Below are 24,382 nucleotides of genomic sequence, written 5' to 3'. Positions count from 1 at the left end.
CACGCCCTCCCTCACCGGCGCTCCGCCGTCGCCACCACGGCGTCCACGGGGCCTCCGTCCTTCACTTCACTGCCGGCGTTGAGCGCGACCAACTCGCCGCCCTGCAACCCGGAGAGGATCTGCGCCGTCCGGCCATCGTGCTGGCCCACCTTCACCGGCACCACGTGGGCCTTCTGGTCCTTCACCACCGCGACGAAGAGCTGCTCGCCCCGGGTGAAGAGGGCCTCGGCGGGCACGAGCGGCCAGGGGCGCGCCTGCAGGTGGAGCGTCGCGTGGACGAAGCTGCCCGGGTACAGGCCCAGCTCGTGGTTGTCGATGTCCACCTCGCACAGCATGGTGCGCGTGCGCGCGTCGAGGCTGCGCGACATCCGCGTCACCTTCGCCTGGATGGAAAGCCCGGGGCGCTGGTCCACGGTGAGGGTGACGGGGTCTCCCTCGCGCACCGCGTCCGCGTCCTCCTGCCCGAGGTAGATGTAGACGCGCAGCCGATCCATGTCGGCGATCTCCACCACGGGCTGGGCGCTCTGCGTGGAGCCGGTGGCCGCGGGCAGCAGCGCGCCGGGGTCCGCGTAGCGCGCGGTGATGACGCCCGCGAAGGGAGCTTGAATGGTCCCATACGCCTGCTGCGCCCGCGCCCGCGCGAGCGCCGCCTCGGAGATCTTCACCGCGGCCTCGGCATCATCCACCTGCTGCTGCGAGCTGACGCCGGACGACACCAGCGAGCGGTGGCGTTGCAGCAACTGACGTTTCACCTCGACGTCCGCCTGGGCCGCCGCCACCTGCTGGTCCGCCTCGGGGGACTCCAGCGAGGCGAGCACCTGCCCCTTGGAGACGCGGTCTCCCTTGTCCACACGGATGTCGCGCAGGTAGCCGCTCACCTTGGCGTAGAGGGTGGCCTGGGCCCAGGCGCGCACCTCGGCCGGCAGGGTCACGGTGCGCTCGGCCTCGGCCAGCTTCACCGTCGCGGCACGCACACGGGGCCCGGCGGCCACGACGGCCTTGCGGGCCTCGGCCTCGCGGGCCTCGGCATGGCTGCGGCTCGTGGCCAGGAGGGCAACCCCTCCCGCGGCGATCGAGATGCCCAGCAGCCCCACCGTGTACAGCCCACGGGCGGAGGGGCGGGCGGGTGCCACCGGAGAGGGGGGCGGAGGAGTCGGAGGAGTGGCTTCGGTGCTCATGGGTGGCTTCCGGAAGAAGGAGAAGGAACGAGGGCGCTCTCGGCCTCGAAGCGCTGATCCAGCTCGTGCTGGCGGGGCGGCGCCTTGCGCAGCAGCGAGTAGACGACGGGGACGAAGAAGAGCGTGGTGACGGTGGCCGCCAGCAGTCCGCCGATGACGGCGCGGCCGAGCGGAGCGTTCTGCTCACCGCCCTCGCCCAGCGCGAGCGCCATGGGCACCATGCCGATGATCATCGCCAGGGCCGTCATGAGGATGGGCCGCAGGCGGGTACGGCCGGCCTCCAGGGCAGCCTCCAGGGCGGACAGGCCGCGCTCCACACGCACGTCGTTGGCGAAGTTGACGAGGAGGATGGAGTTACTCACGGCAATGCCCACCGCCATGATGGAGCCCATGAAGGACTCCACGTTGAGCGTGGTACCCGTGGCGGCCAGCATCCAGAGGATGCCCACCAGCGCGCCCGGCACGGCCGCCATGATGATGAACGGGTCCATCCAGCTCTGGAACAGCACCACCATGAGCAGGTAGACGAGCACGATGGCCAGCAGCAGGCCCATGCCCAGGCTCCGGAACGAGGAGTACATGCTCTCGCTCTGGCCGCGCACGGTGATGCGCGTCGTCTTGGGCACGCCCTTCAGCCCGGCGATGGCCTTCTCGATGTCGCGGGTGACGCTGCCCAGGTCGCGCCCCTCGGCGGAGGCCTGCACGTTGATGACGCGCTGGATGGTGGCGTGGTTGATGAGTGCCTTGTCCTGCGAGGGCGACAGCGTGGCGAGGCTCCCCAGGTACGTGGTGGTGGAGGCGCTCGTGTCCGCCACGGTGCGCGGGGTGGACTGCCGCAGCGGCGCCGTGCCTCCGCTCACCGGCGTACTCATCAGATCGCCGACGGTGCTCATCCGGGGCAGCGGCGTCTGCACGGCCACCATGTAGTTCACGTTGTTCTGCGGGTTGACCCAGAACGAGGGCGACACCGTGGAGCTGGAGGACAGGGTGGTGAGCAGGTTGTTGGCCACGTCGCGCTGGGTGATGCCGAGCTGGGCGGCGCGCGTGCGGTCCGCCTCCACGTTGAAGGCCGGGTGGTCCATCACCTGGGCGATGCGCACGTCCGTGGTGCCGGGAATCTCCCGCAGCCGGTCGCGCAGCTCCCGCGCCAGCTCGTAGGACTTGTCCAGGTCGCTCCCGGCGATCTGGATGTCGATGGGCGCGGGCAGGCCAAAGTTGAGCACCTGGCTGACGATGTCCGCCGACTGGAAGTAGAGGCTCACGCCCGGGAACTCGCGGGGAATGGTGTCGCGGATGGCCTGCATGTACTGGCGCGTGGGCCGGTGGTGCTCGGTGAGCGCGATGAGGAACTCCGCGTCCTGGCTGCCGATGTTGTCCGTGGGAACCATGGCCAGGTTGAACGCCTGCGGCAGGCCGATGTTGGTGTTGATCGTCTCCAGTTCCTCGGGCGGGATGAGGGTGCGGATGCGCTGCTCCACCGCCTCGACGAGCTTCTCCGTCTCCTCCAGGCGCGTGCCGGTGGGGGCGCGCAAGTGCAGCCGCATCTGCCCGGCATCCACCGAGGGGAAGAAGTCGAGCCCCACGACGAAGGGCAGCACCGCGGTGCACGCCACCAGGGCCGCCGCGCACCCCAGCACGAAGCCGCGGTGGGCGAGCACGAGCGACAAGCCTCTCGCGTACGTCTCCTGGAAGCGATCGAAGAGGCGGTCGCGCCAGACGTTGAACCGCCCCCAGGCCCCCTGCTCCGCCTCGGGACCATGCGCCTCGTGCTCCAGCAGCATGCGCGCCAGCGTGGGCACCAGGGTGCGGCTGAGGAAGTAGCTGGCCATCATGGAGATGACCACCGAGAGCGCCAGCGGAGTGAAGAGGAAGCGCGAGGGCCCCTCCAGCAGCACCACGGGGAAGAAGACGATGCAGATGGTGAGCGTGGCGGCGAGCGCGGGGACGGCGATCTGCTCGGCGCCCACGAGGATGGCCGGGGTCAGCGGCAGCCCCAGCGTGCGGTTGCGGTGGATGTTCTCCACGGCCACCGTCGCGTCGTCCACCAGCATGCCGATGGCCAGCGCCAGTCCGCCCAGCGTCATGATGTTGAGCGTGTGCCCCATCAGGAACAGCCCGCCCACGCCCACCGCCATGGCCAGCGGGATGGAGGTGGCCACCAGCAGCATGCTCCGCCAGCTCCCCAGGAAGACGAGGATCATCAGCGACACGAGGATGGAGCTGATGAGTGCCTCGTGCATGACGTTCTTCACCGCCGCGCGCACGAACACCGACTGGTCGAAGCCAATCTTCAGCTCCATGCCCTCGGGCGCCGAGGCCTGGAGGGCGGGCAGCATCTCCCGCGCGGCATCCACCACCGCGAGCGTGGAGGCGTTGGCGTGCTTGAGCAGGGTGAGGTAGGTGGCGCGCTTGCCGTCCACGCGCACGATGTTCTGCTGCACCGCGAAGCTGTCACGCACCCGGGCCACATCCCCCAGGAACACCGGCGCGCCGTCCACCACGCGCACCGGCAGCGCGTTGAAGGCGTCCACGCTGGGCGGGCTCGCGTTGAGCTTCACGTTGTACTCGGTCTGGCCGATCTGCACCGTGCCCGCGGGGATGAGCACGTTGGACTGCAACACGGCCTGCACCACGTCCTGGAGGGCCAGCCCCTTGGCGGCCACCTTCGCCGGATCCACGTCCACCATGATCTGCCGCGCCTTGCCGCCATAGGGCGCGGGGATGGACATGCCCGGGATGGTGAAGAGCCGCACGCGCATGAAGTTCATGCCGTGGTCGTACAGCTGCTGCTCGGGCAGGCTGTCACTGGAGACGGTGACCTGCGCCACCGGCACGTTCGAGGCGTTGTACCGCATGACGTTGGGCGGCTGGATGCCCGGGGGCATGATGCGGCTGGCCGTCTGCGACACGCTGGCGATCTGCGCGATCGCCGCTCCGATGTCCGCATCCGGCTCGAAGTACACCTTGAGGATGCCGAGCCCGGAGATCGACTGCGAGTCGATGTGGCTGATGCCATCCACCGTCGTCGAGTAGGCGCGCTCGCTGATGAGCACGATGCGCCGCTCCATGTCCTCGGCCGACAGCCCCGGGTAGTTCCAGACGACGATGACGACCGGGATGTCGATGGCCGGGAAGATGTCCACCTTCATCCGCGCCGCCGACATCACCCCGAAGAGCAGGATGAGCGCCGACAGGACGGCGATGGTGTAGGGGCGCCGCAGCGCCAACCGGACGATCCACACGGGTGTACCACTCCCGGAAGGACCTCTCGGCGGTGTTCCCTATGTGGGGCCCGCGGAGGTCCCCCCCTGATGAATGGCCCCTCTAATGACGCGCGAATGCCCTCGGCGTCCAATACTTCGGAGGCACGTCATCAAGACTTCTGGGATATCGACACAACGCGTCCCTCTCGGCTCGCCAGCTCGGCCGCCGCTACCTCTCGGGCCACCTCGATGAAGGCGCGCACCAGCGGCGAGCGCTCCCCTGCCCGGCTCGCGACCGCCAATTCCAGCTTGGGAGTGGGCTCCTGCAGGTGCCGGTACACCACCCCGTCGCAGCGGAACTTCAACATCGACACGGGCACCAGCGCGACTCCCAGGCCCCCGGCCACCAGGCCGATGCGCGCCTGCAGCTCGGTCGCATGCTGGGTGATGCGCGGAGTGAAGCCCTCGCGCTGACACACCTGGTGGACCAGGTCGTACAGGATGCCGCACCCGCTCTCGCGAGGAGGGAGGATGACGGACTCGCGGACGAGCACCGCCATGTCCACCTGGGAGCGCGCGGCCAGGGGGTGGCCCTCGGGGAGCACCGCCATCAAGTCCTCCTCCAGCAGATGCTCGAGGTGCAGCCCGGCGGCATCCTGCACCTTCGTCGGGCGCAACAGGCCCACCTTGAGTTTCTCCTGATGGAGGGCCACGACCTGGTCTTGCGAGCGCAGTTCCTGCAGCGACAGCTCCACGTCGGGGTAGCGGCGGCGGAAGGCGCGCAGCAGGGCCGGGAAGAAGTGGAGGGCCACCGAGGCCACGAAACCGACGGTGAGGAAGCCCTGCTGTCCTCGCGAGGCCCGCTGCGCCGCGAGCGCCGCCTGCTCTGTCTGGCTCAGGACGAGCCGGGCCTCGCGCAGGAAGGCCTCGCCCGCCTCCGTCAATTTCACGTGACGCTGGCTGCGCTCGAAGAGAAGCACCCCCAGTTCCTCCTCGAGGCGGCGGATCTGCTGGCTCAACGGTGGCTGGGCCATCCCGAGCCGGGCCGCCGCGCGACCGAAGTGGAGCTCCTCGGCCACGGCGATGAAGTAGTGGAGGTGGCGCAGTTCCATGGCCGGCCAACATAACGGCGCCCCCAGAATTCCGCCGCTCGCTCGCCTGCCCTGGAACCGCCCGCTCCGTCAGGTCTTCCGCAGGCGGATGCGGCGCACCTTGTGATCGGGGCCCTTCACGAGGATGAGCCGGGCACGCGAGCGGGTGGGCGCGATGTTCTGCGCCAGGTTGGGGCCGTTGATTTCGCCCCAAACGGACTCGGCGCGGGCGATGGCCTGCTCCTCGGTGAGTTCGGCGAAGCGCCGGAAGAAGGAGCGCTCGTCGCGAAACGCCGTCTGCCTCAGGTGGAGGAACCGGTCCACGTACCAGCCACGAATGTCCTGCTCGTGCGCGTCGACGTAGATGGAGAAGTCGAAGAAGTCCGAGAGGAAGGTGTGCGGCATCTTCCCGCCCGCCAGCGGCCCCGTCTGCAGGACGTTGAGCCCCTCCAGGATGAGGATGTCCGGCCGGCGGATCGTCACCGCCTCGTCGGGGACGATGTCATAGACGAGGTGCGAGTAGACGGGCGCGGTCACCTCGGCGCGTCCGGACTTGAGCTCCGCGAGGAAGCGCACCAGGGCGCGCCGGTCGTAGCTCTCCGGGAAGCCCTTGCGGTGCATGAGGTTGCGCTCGGTGAGCACGCGGTTGGGGAAGAGGAACCCGTCCGTGGTGACGAGCTCCACGTGGGGGTGGTCCGGCCACCGCGACAGCAGCGCCCGGAGGATGCGCGCCGTGGTGCTCTTGCCCACCGCGACGCTGCCCGCGATGCCGATGATGAAGGGCACCTTCTGGGTGAAGCCTCCGAGGAACGCCTGCTGCGCGGCCCAGAGGCTCTGCGTCGCCGCCACGTGCAGGTTGAGCAGCCGCGAGAGGGGCAGGTAGACGTCCGCCACCTCCTCGAGGTCCAGATGCTCCCCCAGGCCGCGCAGGCCCTCGACCTCCTCGGCGGTGAGAGGGAGCGGAGTCGCGGCGCGCAGGGACCGCCACGCCTCGCGCTCGAAGTCGACGAACATGGACGCGGCCTGGTGCTTGGGTGCGGACATGGGGCCGTCCTCCCTGACGGCGCCGCCATCCTACCCAAGCGTCCGCCGGTGGACGGCATCCTCGTGAACTGTCCGCCGCCCTACGTCTGGAACATCCCGGGCACGACGTTCGGACGGAAGAACGTCAGGTAGGTCTTACAACGAATCCCTGAATCGCCGCATTTTCTCCAGAAACCTACTTTCGGCCCATGGCTTTGGGGGGAAGCAAATGGAGACCACGGTGACCCAGGAGAGCCGCTGTACCCATCGAGGTTTCGGAGCTGGACAGTGGACCGCCGCGTGGCTGCTGGCACTCACCGTGGCCTGTGGACAGGTGGACCCGGCAGCCGACCCCGCCGAGCAGCAGGAGCCCACCCCCCTGGCCCAGGAGCTCGAGTCCGCCAATGGTGTGGGGCTCAACGGTTTGGCTTTCAATGGCCTTGCCTTCAACGGGCTGGCCTTCAATGGCCTCGCCTTCAACGGGCTGAACAGCCAGGCCTTCTCGGCCTGGTTCGATCAGAACCCGGCGCTGGCCGACGTGGTGATGAAGTACGTCGTCGGCTGCGCCGTGCCCGCGGGACAGACGCGCACCTTCACGGGCAGCACCGGCAAGACGTATGTGTGGACGGGCTCGCTGGGGCTGACGCCGGACTGGGCCGATGGCCAGCCGGCAACGGTGACGGAGCAGCAGCTCATCTCCGGGTGCCTGGCCGCCCACGTCAACAAGTTCGGGCGGAAGGTGGCCATCTCCGTCCAGGGAAACAACGCGAGGGGAGAGCCCATCCCCACCCCGCCGGCGGAGCTCCAGGAGTTCGCGCAGCGGGAGGGGTGCTTCTTCGGCAACCTCTTCACCCACGAGGGCGTCTTCGCTGGCCATGATGCCAGGCCGCTGGCCTGGAACGAGAGCAGCGTGCGGGCCTGTGCGCTCGGGCAGGGACGCAACGCGTGCGCGCCCATCACTCAGGTGGGAAGCTGTGCGGCGAACTGCACGCCCGACCCCACGAACAAGTACTACACGCGGTGCACTCGCAACGGCATCTCCTACGCCGCCATCACCACCCGGCTCCATCCCAATGACATCTACATGTGCGGCGACGGTGTCTGCCAGTTCACCGAGTCGTGTGGCATCGGCCTGGTCACCGTGCAGTGCACCCTGGACTGCGGCATCTGTCTATTCTGAGCCGCCGGGCAGCGCGGGCCGCCCAGCGCACCCGGCCGAGCGTTATTCCCCGGCCGACTTGAAGAGGAACGGGTACGTCACCACGACGCTCCCGCCCCCCTTGAGCTTGGGGAACACCCAACCGCGCACCTTGCCCGCCACGCACTTCTCCAGCTCGGGGTTGCCGGTGGTGGCCTGCGCCACGTCCGAAGTGGCCACCGAACCCTCCGCCGAGATGACGAAGCGGACGGACACCTTGCCGGCCAGCGTCGGGTAGCGATTGAGCAGGCTCTCGTAGCAGTAGCGCACCTGCGAGCGATTGCGCTGGATGACCTGGCGCACGAGCTCCCTGTCCAGGGGATTGGAGACCAGGGGCTCCTCGGAGGCGATGCTCACGCTCACCCCCGTCTTCGGGCCGAGCTTCGCCATCTCTCCGCCGTAGTCGTCCTCTCCGTTGGAGCGGCCCCGGATCCCGCCATTGCCGATGAGGCCGACCGTCTGGGTGGAGCCGTTCCCGCCGGGCCCGTTGCGAACCCCCGGCAGGCCGAGATTGCCGAGGCTGCTGGTCCGGGTGTTGCCGAGGTTGCCCAGGGCACCCGCGAGCGTGTGGCTCAGGCCCGAGCCCTGGAAGAGCTTGGAGGCGCCGCCCCCGCTGAACAGGCTTCGCGCGAAGTCGCGAGCCTCCGAGGGCTTCCGCTTCGAGCTGCGCGTGGGCAGGCTCGGACCCGACTCGGACTTCTGGGTCCTCGCCACCGGGGTCTTGCTCTCACGGGTCCTGGATGCCTTGCGCAGGGCCTCGTCCTCCTTCCGTGCATCGAGCTGTTGGAGCAGCCGGTTCTTCTGCACCTCGGGCGTCTTGACGAGGAACTTGGCGATGCGGGACCCGTTGCCGGCGAGCTCGTCCGCGTACGCGGCTCCACTCGCGTCCTGGTTGGCGGCACTGATGACGAAGAAGGCCGCGAGAAAGAACGTCACCAGGAAGATGTTCACGACGGTGAAGTCCAGCGAGTCCATCCACGGCGACACCGCGCGGCGCGGCACCGGCAGGAAACACACCTCGAGCCGGACGCCCCCGAGGTCCATCCAGAGGACGTCCTCCGTCTCCAGGGTGAGGGCATAGGCCTCGCCCTCGTGCGAGGCGAGACCGGACTCGATGACGTCCCGCAGGTCGCGCGTGTCCCCGCTCCGGGCGAGTTCGCCCCGCATCCCTCCGGTGAAGCACACGGTGAAACCCTGCCCCTCGGCGCGCAGCACCTCGAAGCACGGGGTGCCCAACCGGGCGTCGCCCATGACGAAGTCCACGCCCTCGGCACTGCCCACGCTGAAGCCCTTGCGCGTGCCCGGTGCGACGAAGAACTCGCCCACGTTCCGATCACCCCACAGGAAGCGCAGACTCACGCCGAGCGGCCCCCGGGTCTTGTGCGACGCGCTCCGCCGCACGCGAGGCGTGGGCTCGCTGGGAACGGCCTGCGGCACCTGAACGGACGCCTGCGCGGCCTGGGACAGGCTCACACCCGGCGAGACCTCGGGAACGGCGGCGGGAGAGGGCGAGGCCACAGGCCCGGTGCTCGCGACGACGGAAGCGAGCTGACGTGCGGCCACCTCCACCGGATTCTCCAGACGCAGGGTGGTGTCCCCCACGCGAATCTCATCTCCGAAGGTGATGCGGCCCTTGGACACCCGCTTCCCGTTGACGAGCGTCCCACCCACGCTGCCCATGTCGGTGATGAACAGACCGCCGTCGCCCCCCACCTCGATGACGGCGTGGATGCGGCTGACCTTCTCGTCCTCCAGACAGAGATGCGCGGATGCGAGGCGGCCGAGCTTGATGATGTCGCGCTCGAACTCCCGGGACGCGACGAGCACGTCCCCCTTGAAGACCTTGAGTCTCACGGGAATGGCCATGGTGGCCTCCGATGGGTTGGCGAAACACCAGACACCGCGCGCCGCCGCGGGTTCCCATGAAAGGGCTCCCTTGCATCACACCTGTGGCACAGTCGCGTCCGTGAACCGCTCCGCACTCGTCCTGTGGCTGCTCCTGTCCTGTGCCGTGGCCTGCTCGCGCAAGCTGGAGTCCAACACGCTCGGTCTTCAGTACGAGCCCCCCTCGGGCATGGCCTTGCGCACCGAGGAGCCCGGTCCTCCCGCCGTGGCCCACTTCGAGGGAGGTCTGGAGCTGCGCTCGGTGCAGGGCACGCCGCCCAAGGTCGAGGCGGCTCCCGAGGAGGTGCTGGGCGCCGCGGGCATCGCGGTGCCGGGCAGACGGCTGAACGCCACCCAGGGCACGCTCCCCGCGGGCCCCGTGGCGCGCTACGAGTTCCAGCAAGGCACGTCCCGGACCCTCGTGTACTTCCTTCCGCTCGGCGATCGCTCCGTGTTCGTCCTCTACACCGCGCCGGAGCGGGACTACGGCCCGGGCTCGTCGCGCGTCGAGCGCTCGCTCTCGACGCTGAAGCCCACGCGCTGAGCCGTGGCGGGAATGTACCCCGGGCCGCTTCCCTCCCGGTGACCCCTCCTGGGAGGATGCGCCGGTCATGTCCCTTCCGCGACTCCTGGTGTTGCTGTCCGCACTCGCCACGCTGCCCGCCCGCGCCGAGGCCGGCTTCGTGGTGACCGAGCCCCCTGCCTGGGTGGAGCCCACGCCCGTGGACGGGGAGCGCCCGCTGCGTGCGGAGGACGCCGTCTCGGGGCTCCACGTGCTGCTGTCCGAGGAGCAGGTCCGCGTCTCGCCGGAGATGACCGAGCGCTTCGTGCGCCAGGTGCGGCGCGTGGTCAGCAGCCGCGGTGTGGAGACGGGCTCGGAGCTCCGGGTGAACTTCCGCAACGCCCACGAGCGCCTGCGCCTGCACGGCATCTGGCGCACCCGTGACGGCGTGCGCACCCAACTACTGCGCGCCGAGGACGTGAAGCTGCTCCAGCAGGAGCGCGCGCTGGACATGGGCATCTACAGCGACGAGCGCACCGCCCTCGTCTTCCTCCAGGACGTGCGCGTGGGCGACCTCATCGAGGAGTCCTACACGGTGGAGGACACCCATCCGCTCTTCCGCGGGCATCTCCTGGAGTCCATCGCCCTGGTGAGCGAGGTCCCCACGGGCCATCTCGTCCACCGGCTGCTCGCGCCAGCGGACCTGAAGCTCACCTTCAAGACGCACGGCGCGGCGGCCGCCGAGCCCACGGTGCGCGAGCGGGGTGCCCTGCGCGAGTACCGGTGGGAGCGCAAGGACGTGCGTCCCCTCACCCCGGAGGACGGCATCCCCTCCGACCTGGTGGTCTGGCCCCATGTCCAGGTGAGCAGCTTCCAGAGCTGGGCGGACGTGGCCGCCTGGGGCCTCGCGCTGCAACAGGGGCTGCCCGTCTCACCCGAGGTGACGGCACGCGCCGAGTCCTGGCGCTCGCTGCCCACCGAGGAGGCGCGTTTCCTCGCCGCGACGCGATTCGTCCAGGACGAGGTGCGCTACCTGGGCATCGAGCTCGGCCCCAACACCCACCAGCCCCACGCACCGGGACAGGTGCTCGCCCAGCGCTTCGGTGATTGCAAGGACAAGGCGCTCCTCCTCGCCACCCTGCTGCGCACGCTGGGCATCCCCGCGGAGGTGGCCCTGGTGCACTCCCGGCGGCACGGGGGCGTGGCCGCCTTCCTCCCGTCGCCCTATGCCTTCAACCACGCCATCGTGCGCGCCCAGGTCGCCGGGCGCACCGAGTGGGTAGATGCCACCATGACCCATCAGCGGGGCAAGCTCGGCGCACGCAGCCCGCTGCCCTATGGGAAGGCGCTCGTGCTCGCGCCCGGCATCACGGACCTGGAGTCCATCCCCGAGCCCGCTCCGGTCGAGCCGGAGATGGATGCGCGCTACGTGCTCTCGGTGGAGGACGATGGCACCGGGACGCTCGCCATCACCACCCGCTACAGCCGCTCGCAGGCGGACCGGGCCCGCTCGTGGCTCGCGAGCCTGTCGGCGGAGCAGCTCACCACCCGCTCCCTGGATCGCACTCGCGCCTTCTTTCCCAAGCTCCAAGCCGAGGGCACTCCGCGCGCACAGGACGACGAGGACGCCAACACGGTGACGCTGGAGGAGCGCTACAAGCTCGAGGACGTCTGGGCCAGCGGCGGACTGAGCGTCGGCGTCACGCAACTCGGCGAGGAGCTCGCCCTCCCGCGCCGCACCGAGGGGCGCGTCTTCCCCCTGACGGTCCCCTACCCGAGCCATATCCGCGTCCGCTGGGAGGTGCACTCCGACTCCCTGCTGAATGTGGCCTCGGACCAGCACACGGTGGAGGGCCCGGCCTCGCGTCTGGAGACGTCCGTGCTCTCCGAGTTCGGCGGGTTCGTCTACCAGGCGGAGTACCGGAGTCTGGTGGACCGGGTGGCACCGGACGCGCTGGCGAAACACGTCGAGGCGGTGGGCGAGATGCGCTCGCACCTGGGCCTGTCCTTCTCCGCGCCGCCGGGGGCCACCTCCTCCACTTCCAGCTCCGAGCCCGGGCAACTGTCGAGGACCACCAGCCTCGCCCTCAGCGGCACGTTCCTGCTGCTGCTGGGAGTCTTCGGGCTGCGCCTGCCCCAGCGCGTCCGCGGCTTCGTGCGTGAGCGGCGGGCCCGGCGAGCCACCGCGCCACGTCCCACGCGGCACCTGCGCGAGCGGGAGGAGAAGGGTCCGTCCACCATCGTCGTGGACAGCCTGGATCAGGCCGAGCAGCACATCCGCCGCGAGCACTGCTCCTGCGGCGGCACCTTCGAGCGCGTACCGGACGCCCTGCAACTGCGGCACACGGGGAGCGACGGCCGGATGATCACCGTGCTCCGCGTGCAGTGCTCGTCGTGCCGCGCGCCCCAGTTCCTCTCCTTCGACGTGCGGCCCAACTGAGCAGGCGAGCCGGGAGCCCGGCCCTCAGAAGTCGAGGAACGCGGTCTCCCCCTGCATACAGCTCCTGGCCTTCACCGTGACCGTCCTGGCCACGCCCTGCTCGGGGGTGGTCTCCGGCTTGGAGGGAGTCCCCTCCTGGCCCACCGTGCTGCCCTGCTCCGTGCACCGGCTCCGCGCGAGCCCGGGAGCCGGGGCGATCCACACCGTCACCTTCAGGTCCTCCGGGACACAGCCCAGCTCATCCAGGGTGGTCAGGAGCTTCACGGAGGCGGAGGCGGCGTCACAGAAGTAGCCCAACCGGAGGCCCGTCCTGTCCTTCGGCAGGCCCGCCCGGGACTCGTAGCGGATGCCCACCTCCGCCGGGAAACCCTTGTCCCACTGCGCCTGGAACCGCTCGGAGACGGTCACCTCCACCGGCGCGGTGAAGGCGGGATCGCAACCGGCGAGGCACGACAGGGCCGTCAGGGAGAGCAGCAGGCGACGCGGGGTCTTCGTCATGGGCGGTCCTCTCCCGCATGAGCACTCGCAAACCTCGTGCCGCGCCCTCTTCCCTCTGGGAGACGCACCTGGAGCCACTCCCGGTGTGACATGCGTGTCGCGCACGTCCCCGGGAGGCACTGGACGAACCGACCTCCCCGCCCCACCCTCTCGTATCACCGAATACATGGGAGGTAGGGGATGGGTGTGTGGCGTCATATGGCACTGGTCGGCTCGCTGGCGGTGGGTTGTGGAGGGCCGCTCCCGGAGGAGTCCCTACAAGAAGGCGAACGGCCGCAAGCCGGCTCACCAGCCGAGGCAGGGGACGGAGAGTTGACCGCGCAGTGGGGCAGCCCGGCGTTGGGGACGGCGCGGCTCGTCAAGGACATCTTCCCCCAGCAAGACGTGCCCGCCTGGTTCGGGCCGTTCCCGGAGAGCCTGGTGGAGTTCCGGGGGAAGCTCTACTTCGCCGCCAACTTCAATGACGGCCGCAGGGAGCTGTGGAAGAGCGACGGCACCCTGGCGGGCACCGTGCCCATCAAGCGGTTCCCGCCGTTCCCGGGGTCCTCCTTCTCCTCGATGAGGGAGCTGACCCCCCTGGGCTCCAAGCTCTTCTTCGTGGTGAGCGACGAGGCCCACGGCCGGGAGCTGTGGGTCAGCGATGGAACCACCGGGGGCACGCACCTGGTGAAGGACATCACACCGGGGGCCGGTGACTCGAATCCGAACAGCCTGAGGGTCGTGGGGAGCACCCTGCTCTTCTTCACTTCCACCCTCGCGACACCCACCACGCCCGAGCACACGGAGCTGTGGAAGAGCGACGGCACCGAGGCCGGCACGGTACGCGTGAAGGACCTGGGGGCCGACACGAGCGTGGGCAACGCGCTGCTCGTCGTGAACGACACGCTCTACTTCAACTTCACGGAGCCGGCCCACGGGAGCGAGCTGTGGAAGACCGATGGCACCGACGCCGGTACGCAGCTCGTCAAGGACATCAACCCGGGCCCCGACAGCTCCTTCCCGTTCGAACTGCGCGCCGTGGGCAGCGACGTCTTCTTCACCGCCACGGAGCCAGCGCACGGAAACGAGCTGTGGAGGAGCGATGGCACCAGCGCCGGCACGGAGCTCATCGCGGACGTGACGCCGGGCCCGGACAGCAACTTCATCCGGGTCCTCGAGCCCATCGGGAACTGCCTGTACTTCTCGACGTCCGATCCTTCCACCCGCCGGGCGCGCCTGTACAAGCTGAAGGACGCCACGGGTGACGCTCACGTGAAGCTCGTCACCACCCTGCCCAATCCCTTCAGCCAACCGAACGTGGATGGCACCATCCTCCAATCCGTCGTCGCGAACGGGAAGCTGTACTTCGAGCTGGCCTTCTTCGGCTTCGGCCCGGCCCCGGTGGATTCACAGCTCTGGGTGAGCGATGGGACGAGTTCCGGGACGAAGCTGCTGCACCGCCCGTTGAGCCTGAACGACGAGTTCGGGTCCACGATGTTCGCCCTGGACGACCGCGTCCTCTTCAGCGGCTTCGACAGCGCGACGAGCCTGGAGCTGTGGGTGACCAACGGGACGGTGAAGGACACACGGCTGCTGCAGGACATCGCCCCGGGACCCAATGCCTCCTACCCCCGGAGCTTCACCCGCGTGGGCTCGAAGGTCTTCTTCGTCGCCAATGACGCGGTCCACGGCAACGAGCTGTGGGTCCTCCCGCTGCTGAACTCACAGCAGGGCGCGAACGAGACGGCCGGCGAATGACCGGACCGTGAAGCGGAGGGAGGCCCGCGAGTCATTCACGGGCCTCCCGCTGACTACTTCGCCAACAGGTTGCGCAGGCAGAGCACCCCATACGCCACGGAGAGCCCCGCCATGACGGACTGGGCCACGATCGCGGCGGGCCGCTCCACCTTCTCGCCCCGCAGCAGCGCGGGCAGCCTGACGAGCCCACGCGCCGCCCCCAGGAAGCCGAGCAGCCCCAGGAGCGCCGAGCCGCCCAGCACCGGTCTCCGGGGGACGCCCCGCCGCTCCAGCAAACCGAGCCCCAGGGCCGCCGTCCCAAAGCCCGCGGGGATGAGCGCCGTCTTGTGCTGCGCTCCCGTCGCGACGAACCCGCCGACACCGAGCGTCGTCAGCAGGGTTCCATAGCCAAGCGTCAGATTCTCCACGCCACACCTCCTCGATTCGGATCCACCCGGGCCCCGTGGAAGGCCCGGGGGAATCTGGGCATGGCGCGGGCGTCCTGCTCACCAGCTCATGCTGGCCTTCGCTGGCGCGGCGGCGGGCTGCGTGGAGACGCCCTGCTCGAGATCACGGAACCCCTCCTTCTTCGCGCGGACGCGGTAGTTGCCCTTGTCCACGTTCTTGAACCGGTAGTTGCCCTGCTCCGTGGTCATGGTCGACTGCACGACGTTGCCCTTCTCGTCGACGAGCTCCATGAGCGTGTTCGCGGACTGGCCCTGGCCTCCGGCGAGGGAGAGCTGCCCCTCGATCTCCCCGTACCGCTGGCGCTGGACGGACTCGCTGTCGTGGAAGAAGAGCACGCTCTCGGTCTGCAACACCTTGCCGCCCGCGTCCTGGTACGTGATCCGGGCCTGATACCGCCCGCGCGGCCTCGCCTTGCCGTCACTCCCCTTCCCGTCCCAGGCGAGCTCGACCGCGCCGCCCTCTCCCTTCCGCGTCGTGGAGAACACCTTGGACTTCGGCTTCGCCTCGCTGCCCTCGCCCACGTCCCAGACCTCGAACGCGATGGTGCCACCGGAGCCCGGGGCAGACAGGTCGCGCAGGGTGATGAGCGAGCGCTGCGAGGCCTCGTCGAAGTTCGCTCCCACCTGCGTCATGAAGACATTGCCGGCGAACACCTCGAACCGGCGACGGCTCGTCTGTCCCTTCGCGTTGGTGGCGACGATGTCCAGCACGTGCTTGCCATCCTTCAGGCCCGCGGTGCGCCACGCGTACGAGAGCTTCCCGCCACAGGCCGTGTGCACCGGGAGGTCATCGACGAGCAGTTCCAGCCGGGCGATACCGCCGGACTGGTTGTCCGAGGCCTCCACCTGGAGGTTCATCGTGTCCGTGACGTGCTGACCATCCACGAGCCCGTTCACGGCGATGCTCGCGACGTCGACCGTGACGAGCCCGAGCACGGCCCACATGGTCTCCGCCTTCTCCGCGCCGCCCTGGCCGCTCGCGTACGTCTTCCACGCGCCGGAAGCGTCCTGGCGCTGCACCAGGTAGCGGATGGCACGGGAGATGGGCGCGTCCGCGTCCGAGTAGCCCGCGAGCTTGAGGGTGTAGACCGTCTGGCCGGTGGCGAACGCATCGCTCTTGCCCTTCTCCAGCCCCCAGCCGCCATCCTGGTTCTGCCGCTCGAGGAGCATCCGCTGGAGCCGGAGCGAGCCGGGCTCGGCGCGGCCAACGCCCGCGGCATTCAGGCCGAGCAGCGCGAAGTTGATGTCCTGGAGGTAGACGTCGGCGCCCGAGCGCTGCCACTGGGCGGACGTCGAGGTGAGGAACGATTCGGCCTTGCGCAGCGGCGCGAGCCACTTCGCATCCGCCGTCCTGGCATGGGCCTGACGCCACGTCTGGGCGGCCTGGAAGGTCGTCTGCATCGTGCCCCCCGTCACCGGACGGCGCGCATCGTCATCCGGGAGGCTGCCGTTCTGCGCCTGGAGGGAGACGAGTTCCTTCGCGTACCGCAGCAGCTCATCGGTGTACTTGGAGTCGACCCACCGGTCGTACCGGGCCCAGGCCGAGCCCTCGAAGGCGACGCCCGTCACATGGCCGCCCGCCGTGACGCCCAGCTTGAGGGCCTTGACCATGGCGTCGATGTCCTTCGGGGCGACGTCGTACTGGTGGTGCCTGCCGGCCGTGAGCGCCTCGAGCGTGACGGCCTGGACGTGACAGCCAAAGCACTGGTGCTGCGCGGTCCACTGCGCGCTGGAGCGGGAGAGATATCCCAGTCCCTTGTGCGCGGCCTCGCGGGCCTTCGGGTCACCCCGTGACGCGGCCACCTGCGGGGGCTGGAGCTCGCACTTCACCGGGGGAGCGGGGGGCGGCGAGGTGTTGGGCGCCTGCGCGAACGCGGGAAGGGTCAGCGCCAGACAAAGCGCGGCCAGGGCCGGTCGGGCCATTGTTGGGACCTCCAAATCGAGTGGAATGGAGGGTTCAACGGACGACGCGGAAAATCGGTCTACGGCCCGCCGGTACCTACTCCCCGACCCGGGTGAGCGTGGCGTTCTGGAAGAAGGAGCCCGGGTACATCTTCCCTCGAGCCGTGGCCGTCACGGTGCCGGCCATGTCGAACCGGCCGCTCTCCCCGGAGAGCGAGACCGTTCCGTGTGTGAGGGTCAGGGTGAAGGTGATGCCGTTGTCGCTCCAGGTGCAGGAGGTGCCCCGCTCGAGGCGCGCCACCTCCCCCTCTATGTCCGCGAGCAGGAAGCACCTTCCCGCCGAATCGGTGAGGACGAGATCCGCCGTCGTGCCCTCCGACACGCGGAAGGTGTCGGAGACCTGGGAGGACGGGTTGCCGAGCTCCTGGATGCTGTAGTGGGCGGTCCCCGTCACCGCATACAGGCCGAGGAACCGCTGGCCCGCGGAGCCGCAGCCGAGAGTGGTGAACAGGAACAGGGGCACGACGCACAGGCGCTTCATGAGGTCTCCTCGTGGGGTCATCCGCGCCGCCCCGTGCACGGGGCCTGCCAGTTCCACCCAGGGGTGCGCTCCGAGCGGCACGCCCTGGGAGGCCGTGCGTCGCCTGTCCGGAAAATGGGATGGGCATCGCGCCCAGGAAACGGAGTGGCTCTCAGTGAAGCAGCGAGACGGGCACCGGATGGAGGGGGAGTTCCACCAGGAAGGCCGAGCCCACGCCCGGCATGCTGTTCACGGAAATGGAGCCGCCCAGCTTGCGGACGATCTCCCGGACGATCCACAGCCCCAATCCCAGGCCGGTATAGTGCTGCTCGGACACGGCACGCTCGAAGCGCTCGAAGATGCGCGCCTGGTCCTGAGGCGAGATGCCGATGCCCTCATCACGCACGATGAGCCGGGCACGGTCCACGTCCGCCCGCACCTCCATCGAGATGGGCCGCCCCCGTCCATACTTGATGGCGTTGGTCAGCAGGTTGACGACCACCTGCTCCAGACGCAGCCGATTCCACCGCCCCACCACGGACACATCCAGCCCGGTCATCATCAGCACGTTGCCCGCCTGCGCCAGTTCCTCGCGGAAGCGCGCCGCCACCTCGCGCACCACGTCGACCAGGTCCACGTCCTCGAAGTGGAAGGACAGATGCCCCTCCGACAGGCGCGAGATGTCCAGCAACTCGTCCACCAGCAACCCCAGCCGCTCCACCTGCCGGGAGATGCCCCGCACCTTGTTGGTGAGCTCCCCCTGCGCGAGCGGCCGCACCGGCTGGCTCATGCCCCGCAGCAGGCTCTGCGCCTGCAACCGCAGCGCGGTCAGGGGCGTGCGCAGCTCGTGCGAGGCGATGGAGAGAAACCTGTCCCTCAGTTGGATGGCCTCGTGGGCCTCCTCGTAAAGCCGGGCACTCTCGATGGCCATCGCCATGCGGCGGGCCACCTCCTGGGCCAGGGACAGCTCGACCTCGCGCAGAGGGCGCGAGGGCTGGGTGGTGAAGGTCGCGACGCCGAGCACCCGGTCGTGGCTCGTCAGCGGCAACCGGAGGCAGGCGCCCTCGGGCCCCGTGAGGCGGACATGGCCGGCCACCAACGAAGCATCCTTCGGCTCGGGTTCGAGCAGGGCGAGGGACTCGGGAAGGGAGCGCAGCCGCGCCTCCTCGGCCGCATCCCGGTGGACCACCGCCACCCGCCGCAACCGGCCGTCACGCTCGAGCAGCTCCACCATGCATCCATCCGCCACCAAGGGAACCACCCAGCGCGCGGCCCGGGCGAGCATGGCCCGGACATCGAAGCCCTCGGCGAGCACGGCACTGAGCTCGGCCAGCAGGGCGAAGCGCTGACGTGCGGCCTCCGCCTCGGCACGTGCCGCCTCCACCGCCCGGGCCTGTGTCTCGAGCGCGCGGCGGGTGCGCAGCTCGATTTCCGTCATCACCGAGGTGGCCAGCTCGTTGAGGACATACAGGTCATCATCCGTCCAGACACGCGGCTGGGTGTCGAGGACACAGAAGGTACCAATGACCTCCCCTTCGGACGTGGTGAGGGGCATGCCCGCGTAGGCCACCACTCCGAGCTGATCGACGGCCAGATTCTCCCGCAGCACGGGATGCAGGCGCGCGTCCTCGATGATGAGCGGCTCTCCGGTGGCCACCACGTGCATGCAGAAGGAGTGCGTCAGGGGGGTCTGGCGCACGTCGCACCAGGGAGGGGGCAGCCCCACGCAGCTCTTGAAGAACTGGCGGTCCTTGTCCACCAGCGTGACGAGCCCCACCGGAGCGTTGATCATCCGGGTGGCCAATCGCGCCAGACGGTCGAATGCCTCCTCGGCAGGAGTGTCCAGGAGGGCCGTGCGGCGCAGGGCGTCGAGCCGGCGCTGGCAGAGCAGGACCTGCTGGATCTCCCGCAGCGTCTTCTCCGCACCCACGCCGGAACCCTCGCCGGAGGACGTCACCAGGGCGCCGTGCGCCTGCACCTCGGTATGAGAGTCGGACACGACCCCTCCTGAGGGAGGAACAGCACCGGCTTTGGACTGATTGCGAGCAACGAAAGGAAGGAGCGCACGGGCCCCTCTCCGCACCTCAGCGCTCGCGGGACGGGCGCAGTTCCGGCTTCAATGCCATCAACAACACCGGACTCAGGAAGGCATCCGCCAGGCCCGCCACCCACAGCGTCAGCCCGGTGAGCAGGCCCAGGTGGGCAATGCCCTCGAAGCGCGAGAACTGCAACAGCAGGAAGCCTCCCGCCACCGCCGCCGAGGTCACGAACATCGCCCGTCCGCACTCGGCCAGGGACTCCAGCGCCGCGCGCTCGTGAGGCGCCTGAGCCCCCTCGGCCTTCAGCGCCAGATAGCGCCGCTTGAAACGCACCAGGTACTGCAACGTGTCGTCATCCGCGATGACCAGCGCCATGCTGGCGATGATGACCGTGGACGGCTTCAGGCTGATGCCCAGCAGCGGCATCACCCCGAACAGCACGCCCACCGGCAACACGTTGGGCACCAGCCCGATGAGCGCCAGCTTCGCGCTGCGCAGCACCAGGAAGAACGCCAGGAAGCTCACCGCCAGCGCGGACAGGAAACTCTGGAGCAGCCCCTGCGTCAGCATCCCCGTCACGTGCTCCGTCATCGCCAGGTTGCCCGTCACCGTCGCCCGGTAGCCCGGGGGCACCTCGCGCGACACGAACGTCCGCGCCGACTCCACCAGCTCGTGCATCCGCCCCGATCCCACGTTGGGCAGCAGCGCCACCACTCCCGCCGCGCTCCGATCCTCCGACAGCACCGAGTCCAGGGGCTGGTAGCGCGCCAGCCGCGTCACCGCCTTCGCCGTGGTCTCCTCGGTCCTGGTGAGCAATCCCAGCGGCCCGAATACCGCCCGGTGCACCGGCTCCACCAGGCGAGGCAGGCTCACCACCGGCGGGTGCTCGGGCAGGGCCGCGAGGTACGCATCCACCCGCTCCTGGAAGTCCATGGCCTCCGGCGACAGCGCGGCCCCCTCGCGCCCCTTCTCTGGCTCCAGGAAGACGGCCAGCGGCACCAACCCCCCGAGCGCACCCTCCGCGTACGTCAGCTCGGCCGCCAGTGGAGAGTCCGGCCGCAGATCATCGAACACGCGGTACTCGTGCCGCAGCCGGGTCATGCACAGCAGACTCAGCAGGGCCACCACCGCCGCCGCCCCCATCACCCGCCGAGGGCGGTGCACCACCTGCCGCTCCACCCACCCCAGCACCGAGTCCAGGGGCCGAGTGCGCGAGGACTCCAGCTCCCGCCGCGCCCGGGCCGCCGAGGCCCGCGAGCGCAGGGACAGCATCCACGGCAACACCAGCATGTTGGCCACCCACGCCAGCACCACGCCCATGGCCGTGGCCAGACCGAACTCCCACACCGCGGTGAGGCCGATGAAGCCCATGGACAGGAAGCCCGAGGCGATGACCAACTCGGTGGCCAGACACGGCCCGGCGGCGCCCGCCATGGCCTCGGTCAATGCTCGCGCATACGGAGTCCCCGAGCGCCGGCGCTCCTCCAGGTCCGACAGCACGTGCACCGTGTCCGTCAGCGACACAATGAGGATGACAATGGGCGCGAACGAGGTGAGCACTCCGAAGGGCACTCCCACCCAGCCCATCGCCCCCACCATCCACATCCACGCCACCACCAGCGTCGCCGCCGTGGCCAGCACGGACCAGAGGTCGCGATAGGCGAACGCCACCAGGCCGAGGATGACGAGCAGAGCCAGGGGCAGCAGCCGCCCCATGTCCTCCTCCACCATGCGAGCCAGGGTGGCGCGCACCGCGGGAGCCCCCGAGAGCGTCAGCCTCAGCTCCGGCCCCGCATGGCGGGCCAGCACCTCTCCGGCCTGGAGGGTGAAGGCGCGCTCGGCGAGAATCCGCTCGACGCCCGCCCCCGACGCGAGCGACACCTGCACCACCGCGAGCTCACGCGTGGGGTGCACCATCGTCCGGGCCAACGGCTCCTTCCGAGCCCGCGCGAGCGCCTCACGGAGTTCCTCCGCCCGCCCCCGGGATTCCTCGGGGAAGAGGAGTCCCTCCGCACTCCGGGCCGAGGCGGGCCCCACCACATGCCGCACCCGGGACAGGCCGCGCAGTTCCTCCTCCAGCTTCGCCAGCATGGCCAGGCCCCCGGGAGAGAAGACATCAGGGCCCTCGGCGATGACGAACACCTGCGAGTCCTCGCCGGGAAAGGCGCGCCGGTAGCGCTCGAAGTCCGTCTTGGCCGCGTCTCCGATGGGATGCATCCGCTCGATGGAGGGGTCCATCGGCACACGCGCGGCGCCCAGTCCCGCCAGCACACACAACGCGAGCAGACCCAGACCGAGCCGCCCCCGGTGCGCCAGCAGACGCTCGAAGAAGACGAGCCAGGTCACGACCGCTGCCTACGCCAACCGGAGAGGAAGTACAGCATCTCCTTGCGGAAGCCGAACGGCTCACGGGCGTGCGGAGGCAGCCCCACGGGAGCGGTGGCCGTTTCGGGCTCGGGCCAGCGCGCGGTGCCGAAGACGACGTCCCACACCGTCAGCGTCCCACCGTAATTGCCCGTCCCCACGCGCCGGTGGTGGTGGCGGTGGTAGGCCGGGCTGATGATGAGCCAGTCCAACCACCCCAGCGAGTACCCACGCGACGAGTGGTGGTAGGTGAGCACCACCGAGTACAGCGCGAAGTAGAGCTGCACCGACACGGGCGAGAAGCCGAGCCCCGCCAGCAGTGCAACCAGCGCCGTGCCCGACAACACCACCTCCAGCGCGTGCGTGTGCGTCACCATCCACACGCTGAAGTGCTCCTCGCGGTGGTGCTGGAAGTGGAAGCGCCACAGGAACGGGTGCTGGTGCTTCACCCAGTGGCTCACCCAGCTCACCAGCTCGGCCACGAGCGTGCAGGCCACGAAGTCCACCACCAGAGGCAGCGTCCCCGGCCGCATCAGCGTCGGCAGGTGTGAGTGGAACCACGCCGCCGCGGACTGCACCACCAGTGTCGGCACGAAGCTGGTGAAGAAGAAGGCCCAGTTGCGCCGGCGCCTCGGCCCCGCCGCGAAGCTGTCCGCGCGAAACTGCGGGTCGCGCAGTTCCAACAACACCAGCACCAGCATCGCCAGCGCCGTCCCGGTGTGAATGAGTCCCACGGTGTTCATCTCCGAACGAGACTTGCACGGGCCGGGCCGCGATGCCCAGTCCACCCCCCTTACGGGAGGGAGGAGTCGTCGCTGTGCAGGGCGTTGCACGGAGCCGTGCAGGGGTGGGCACGGGTTCGACTACCGTCAGGGCAGCCCAATCAAAGGGGCCATCACCCCGGGAGAATCCCCATGAATCCAGGATGGAGGGCGGTGCTGCTGGTACTGCTCACCCCATGCATGACGGCCCACGGAGCGGACGGAGCCAGCCCCTCGCCATCACCAGGAGCCAGGCCCGCGACGAAGAAGGAGCTGCCCTGGCTGAACGTGCCAGGTGGGCGGATGAAGACGACACTCTTCTACGGTCCCTGGCAGTGCAGGCAGGAGTTCATGAACGGGTGCCAGAAGGAGTGCGCTCAGCAGGGCTACCCGCTCATGGGCTGCATGTGGCTGGCCGATATCAAGCTGGACTGGGAGGGCAGCCTCGTGGCCCTACCCATCCCCGTCAAAGCCGGTAGCCGATACGGCGTCTATCACTGCTGCTGCAACTACCCCGAGCTGTCGACTGAAGAGAAAGAGACCCTGCGCGATCGCTGGGACGACTTCAGAGACTCTTTCCGGGAAGACTGGTCGAAGAAATTCGGGAAGTGGCCCACCGACAAGGGTGAGAATTGGCCAGGACACCACATTCGCGATCTCAAGCACGGGGGCAACCCGGTCGATCGCAACAACATCATTCCCGCGCAGCCGGGTACGCACAAGCTCTTCAACAAGGCGTACCCCGCCTGCTACAGAGGCCAATCGCCCTGGAATTCAGTAGGCCCCGACCTTCCGTACACGGACAACTGATAATGGCCACGTCCATGAGTCGCCTGCTCGAAGAGGTCTCCCGCGACCACTTTCCGTATCCCCCCGCCACACCCGAGGAGATCAACGAGTTCGAGCAGCGAGTGGGCTGGCGATTGGATCCGGACCTTCGAGCGTTCTATCTGCATTGCAACGGGGCCGAGCTGTTCAAGCAGCGACCAGGTTGTCCCTACCGCATCCTTCCCTTGTCCGAGATCATCCGGGCGAGGGTGGCCATCTACGACGAAGATGACGACCAGTGGGGTCCAGCCTCGGTGTATGCGCTCTGCTATCTACAGGATGGCGACTACGTCGTGGTGGACGTGAGTCGCCAGGAAGACGGCGGTTATCCCCTCATCGACGGGTGGCATGAAGCATGGCCGGATCCAAAGCAGTGCAAACAGATCGCCACGTCCTTCTCGGAGTTCTTGGAGGCAGCCCTACGAAGTAGGGGACGCAAGTTCTGGCTGAAGCATCCAGCCCCCTCCACATAGGGGATGCCTTTCCGTCAGAGCAGCCGTCCTTCCCAGCACCCCTATCCTCCCATCCACTCGGCTCCGCACACCTTCATCGAGCCAGGCAGTTTGAGCGTTCCCGCGCAGCGAACCCTGGATGTCCTCGACCTCCAGCGTGAGCATGGCGAAGGCGCAGAAGTGCGTCTTGCTGAGAATTCTTCCCGCACGCCTACTCTTCGGCGGCGGCTTTGTCGGCGTCAGCCTGAGCCGCGCCAGCGGCCGCTGTTGCTACCTGCTTGCCCTCGGCGACGGTCTTCAGCTGGGCGAGCCCTTT

The 24,382-nt window shown here is 69.1% G+C and carries 18 protein-coding genes; 6 read left to right on the top strand and 12 right to left on the bottom strand.

All coding sequences use genetic code 11. The annotated features are described in order from the left end of the window. Positions 1 to 11 precede the first annotated feature (11 nt). From DAT35_RS56055 to coaA, 4 genes are all read right to left on the bottom strand, one after another. On the bottom strand, positions 12 to 1,178 hold the full coding sequence (locus DAT35_RS56055; protein WP_108077703.1) for an efflux RND transporter periplasmic adaptor subunit: 1,167 nt from the start codon (positions 1,176 to 1,178) through the stop codon (positions 12 to 14). Then, positions 1,175 to 4,420 (bottom strand): efflux RND transporter permease subunit, encoded by a 3,246-nt coding sequence (locus DAT35_RS56050; protein ID WP_108077702.1) that lies wholly within the window; start codon positions 4,418 to 4,420, stop codon positions 1,175 to 1,177. Before DAT35_RS56050 ends, DAT35_RS56055 begins: the two co-directional genes overlap by 4 nt. A 131-nt stretch (positions 4,421 to 4,551) precedes the next feature. Beyond that, positions 4,552 to 5,493 (bottom strand): LysR substrate-binding domain-containing protein, encoded by a 942-nt coding sequence (locus DAT35_RS56045; protein WP_108077701.1) that lies wholly within the window; start codon positions 5,491 to 5,493, stop codon positions 4,552 to 4,554. A 69-nt stretch (positions 5,494 to 5,562) separates the two neighbouring features. After that, positions 5,563 to 6,516: a type I pantothenate kinase gene (gene coaA / locus DAT35_RS56040; RefSeq protein ID WP_108077700.1), complete on the bottom strand. Its 954-nt coding sequence runs from the start codon at positions 6,514 to 6,516 to the stop codon at positions 5,563 to 5,565. 208 nt (positions 6,517 to 6,724) lie between these two features. On the opposite strand from coaA, the gene DAT35_RS56035 reads away from it, so the two are divergent. Further along, positions 6,725 to 7,675 carry a hypothetical protein gene (locus DAT35_RS56035; RefSeq protein WP_199243313.1) on the top strand — a complete coding sequence of 317 codons (951 nt, stop codon included), beginning with the start codon at positions 6,725 to 6,727 and terminating at the stop codon, positions 7,673 to 7,675. 42 nt (positions 7,676 to 7,717) lie between these two features. Here DAT35_RS56035 and gltG read toward each other — a convergent pair whose 3' ends face one another. Beyond that, a complete protein-coding gene (gene gltG, locus DAT35_RS56030) occupies positions 7,718 to 9,559 on the bottom strand; it encodes an adventurous gliding motility protein GltG (RefSeq protein ID WP_108077699.1) in 1,842 nt (613 codons plus the stop codon). Between the two features lie 100 nt (positions 9,560 to 9,659). Here gltG and DAT35_RS56025 point away from each other — a divergent pair, with 100 nt between their 5' ends. Together DAT35_RS56025 and DAT35_RS56020 are read left to right on the top strand one after the other, a co-directional pair. After that, positions 9,660 to 10,121: a hypothetical protein gene (locus DAT35_RS56025; RefSeq protein ID WP_233262297.1), complete on the top strand. Its 462-nt coding sequence runs from the start codon at positions 9,660 to 9,662 to the stop codon at positions 10,119 to 10,121. Positions 10,122 to 10,188: 67 nt separating this feature from the next. Further along, positions 10,189 to 12,519 carry a DUF3857 domain-containing protein gene (locus tag DAT35_RS56020; RefSeq protein ID WP_108077698.1) on the top strand — a complete coding sequence of 777 codons (2,331 nt, stop codon included), beginning with the start codon at positions 10,189 to 10,191 and terminating at the stop codon, positions 12,517 to 12,519. Positions 12,520 to 12,543: 24 nt separating this feature from the next. On the opposite strand, the gene DAT35_RS56015 is transcribed toward DAT35_RS56020, so the two are convergent. Further along, entirely contained in the window at positions 12,544 to 13,017 is a 474-nt protein-coding gene (locus tag DAT35_RS56015; protein WP_108077697.1) for a hypothetical protein, read from the bottom strand. A 312-nt stretch (positions 13,018 to 13,329) separates the two neighbouring features. On the opposite strand from DAT35_RS56015, the gene DAT35_RS56010 reads away from it, so the two are divergent. After that, positions 13,330 to 14,754, top strand: coding sequence for an ELWxxDGT repeat protein (locus tag DAT35_RS56010; RefSeq protein WP_158502392.1), 1,425 nt, complete (start codon positions 13,330 to 13,332; stop codon positions 14,752 to 14,754). A 53-nt stretch (positions 14,755 to 14,807) separates the two neighbouring features. Here the strand turns inward: DAT35_RS56010 and DAT35_RS56005 are convergent, their stop codons facing one another. The 6 genes from DAT35_RS56005 to DAT35_RS55980 form a co-directional block, all read right to left on the bottom strand. Continuing rightward, on the bottom strand, positions 14,808 to 15,161 hold the full coding sequence (locus tag DAT35_RS56005; RefSeq protein ID WP_108077695.1) for a hypothetical protein: 354 nt from the start codon (positions 15,159 to 15,161) through the stop codon (positions 14,808 to 14,810). A 78-nt stretch (positions 15,162 to 15,239) separates the two neighbouring features. Continuing rightward, complete coding sequence (locus DAT35_RS56000; protein WP_108077694.1) at positions 15,240 to 17,123, bottom strand: carboxypeptidase regulatory-like domain-containing protein; 1,884 nt, start codon at positions 17,121 to 17,123, stop codon at positions 15,240 to 15,242. Positions 17,124 to 17,199: 76 nt separating this feature from the next. Beyond that, complete coding sequence (locus DAT35_RS55995) at positions 17,200 to 17,643, bottom strand: hypothetical protein (protein WP_108077693.1); 444 nt, start codon at positions 17,641 to 17,643, stop codon at positions 17,200 to 17,202. Between the two features lie 151 nt (positions 17,644 to 17,794). Further along, the gene (locus DAT35_RS55990; protein ID WP_108077692.1) at positions 17,795 to 19,621 is read right to left on the bottom strand and encodes an ATP-binding protein; all 1,827 of its coding nucleotides are present in this window, start codon (positions 19,619 to 19,621) and stop codon (positions 17,795 to 17,797) included. Between the two features lie 85 nt (positions 19,622 to 19,706). After that, complete coding sequence (locus tag DAT35_RS55985) at positions 19,707 to 22,007, bottom strand: RND family transporter (RefSeq protein ID WP_108077691.1); 2,301 nt, start codon at positions 22,005 to 22,007, stop codon at positions 19,707 to 19,709. Continuing rightward, entirely contained in the window at positions 22,004 to 22,759 is a 756-nt protein-coding gene (locus DAT35_RS55980) for a sterol desaturase family protein (RefSeq protein ID WP_158502390.1), read from the bottom strand. Before DAT35_RS55980 ends, DAT35_RS55985 begins: the two co-directional genes overlap by 4 nt. Before the next feature lie 180 nt (positions 22,760 to 22,939). Between DAT35_RS55980 and DAT35_RS55975 the strand changes: the two genes are divergently transcribed. Both DAT35_RS55975 and DAT35_RS55970 read left to right on the top strand, forming a co-directional pair. Next, the gene (locus DAT35_RS55975) at positions 22,940 to 23,596 is read left to right on the top strand and encodes a hypothetical protein (RefSeq protein WP_233262296.1); all 657 of its coding nucleotides are present in this window, start codon (positions 22,940 to 22,942) and stop codon (positions 23,594 to 23,596) included. A 2-nt stretch (positions 23,597 to 23,598) separates the two neighbouring features. Beyond that, complete coding sequence (locus DAT35_RS55970; protein ID WP_108077689.1) at positions 23,599 to 24,087, top strand: SMI1/KNR4 family protein; 489 nt, start codon at positions 23,599 to 23,601, stop codon at positions 24,085 to 24,087. Positions 24,088 to 24,382: the final 295 nt, after the last annotated feature.

This window comes from Vitiosangium sp. GDMCC 1.1324, assembly GCF_003044305.1.
GTDB lineage: Bacteria > Myxococcota > Myxococcia > Myxococcales > Myxococcaceae > Archangium.
The sequence above is the reverse complement of the archived record's forward strand: the minus strand, read 5'-3'. Positions and strand labels throughout refer to the sequence as shown.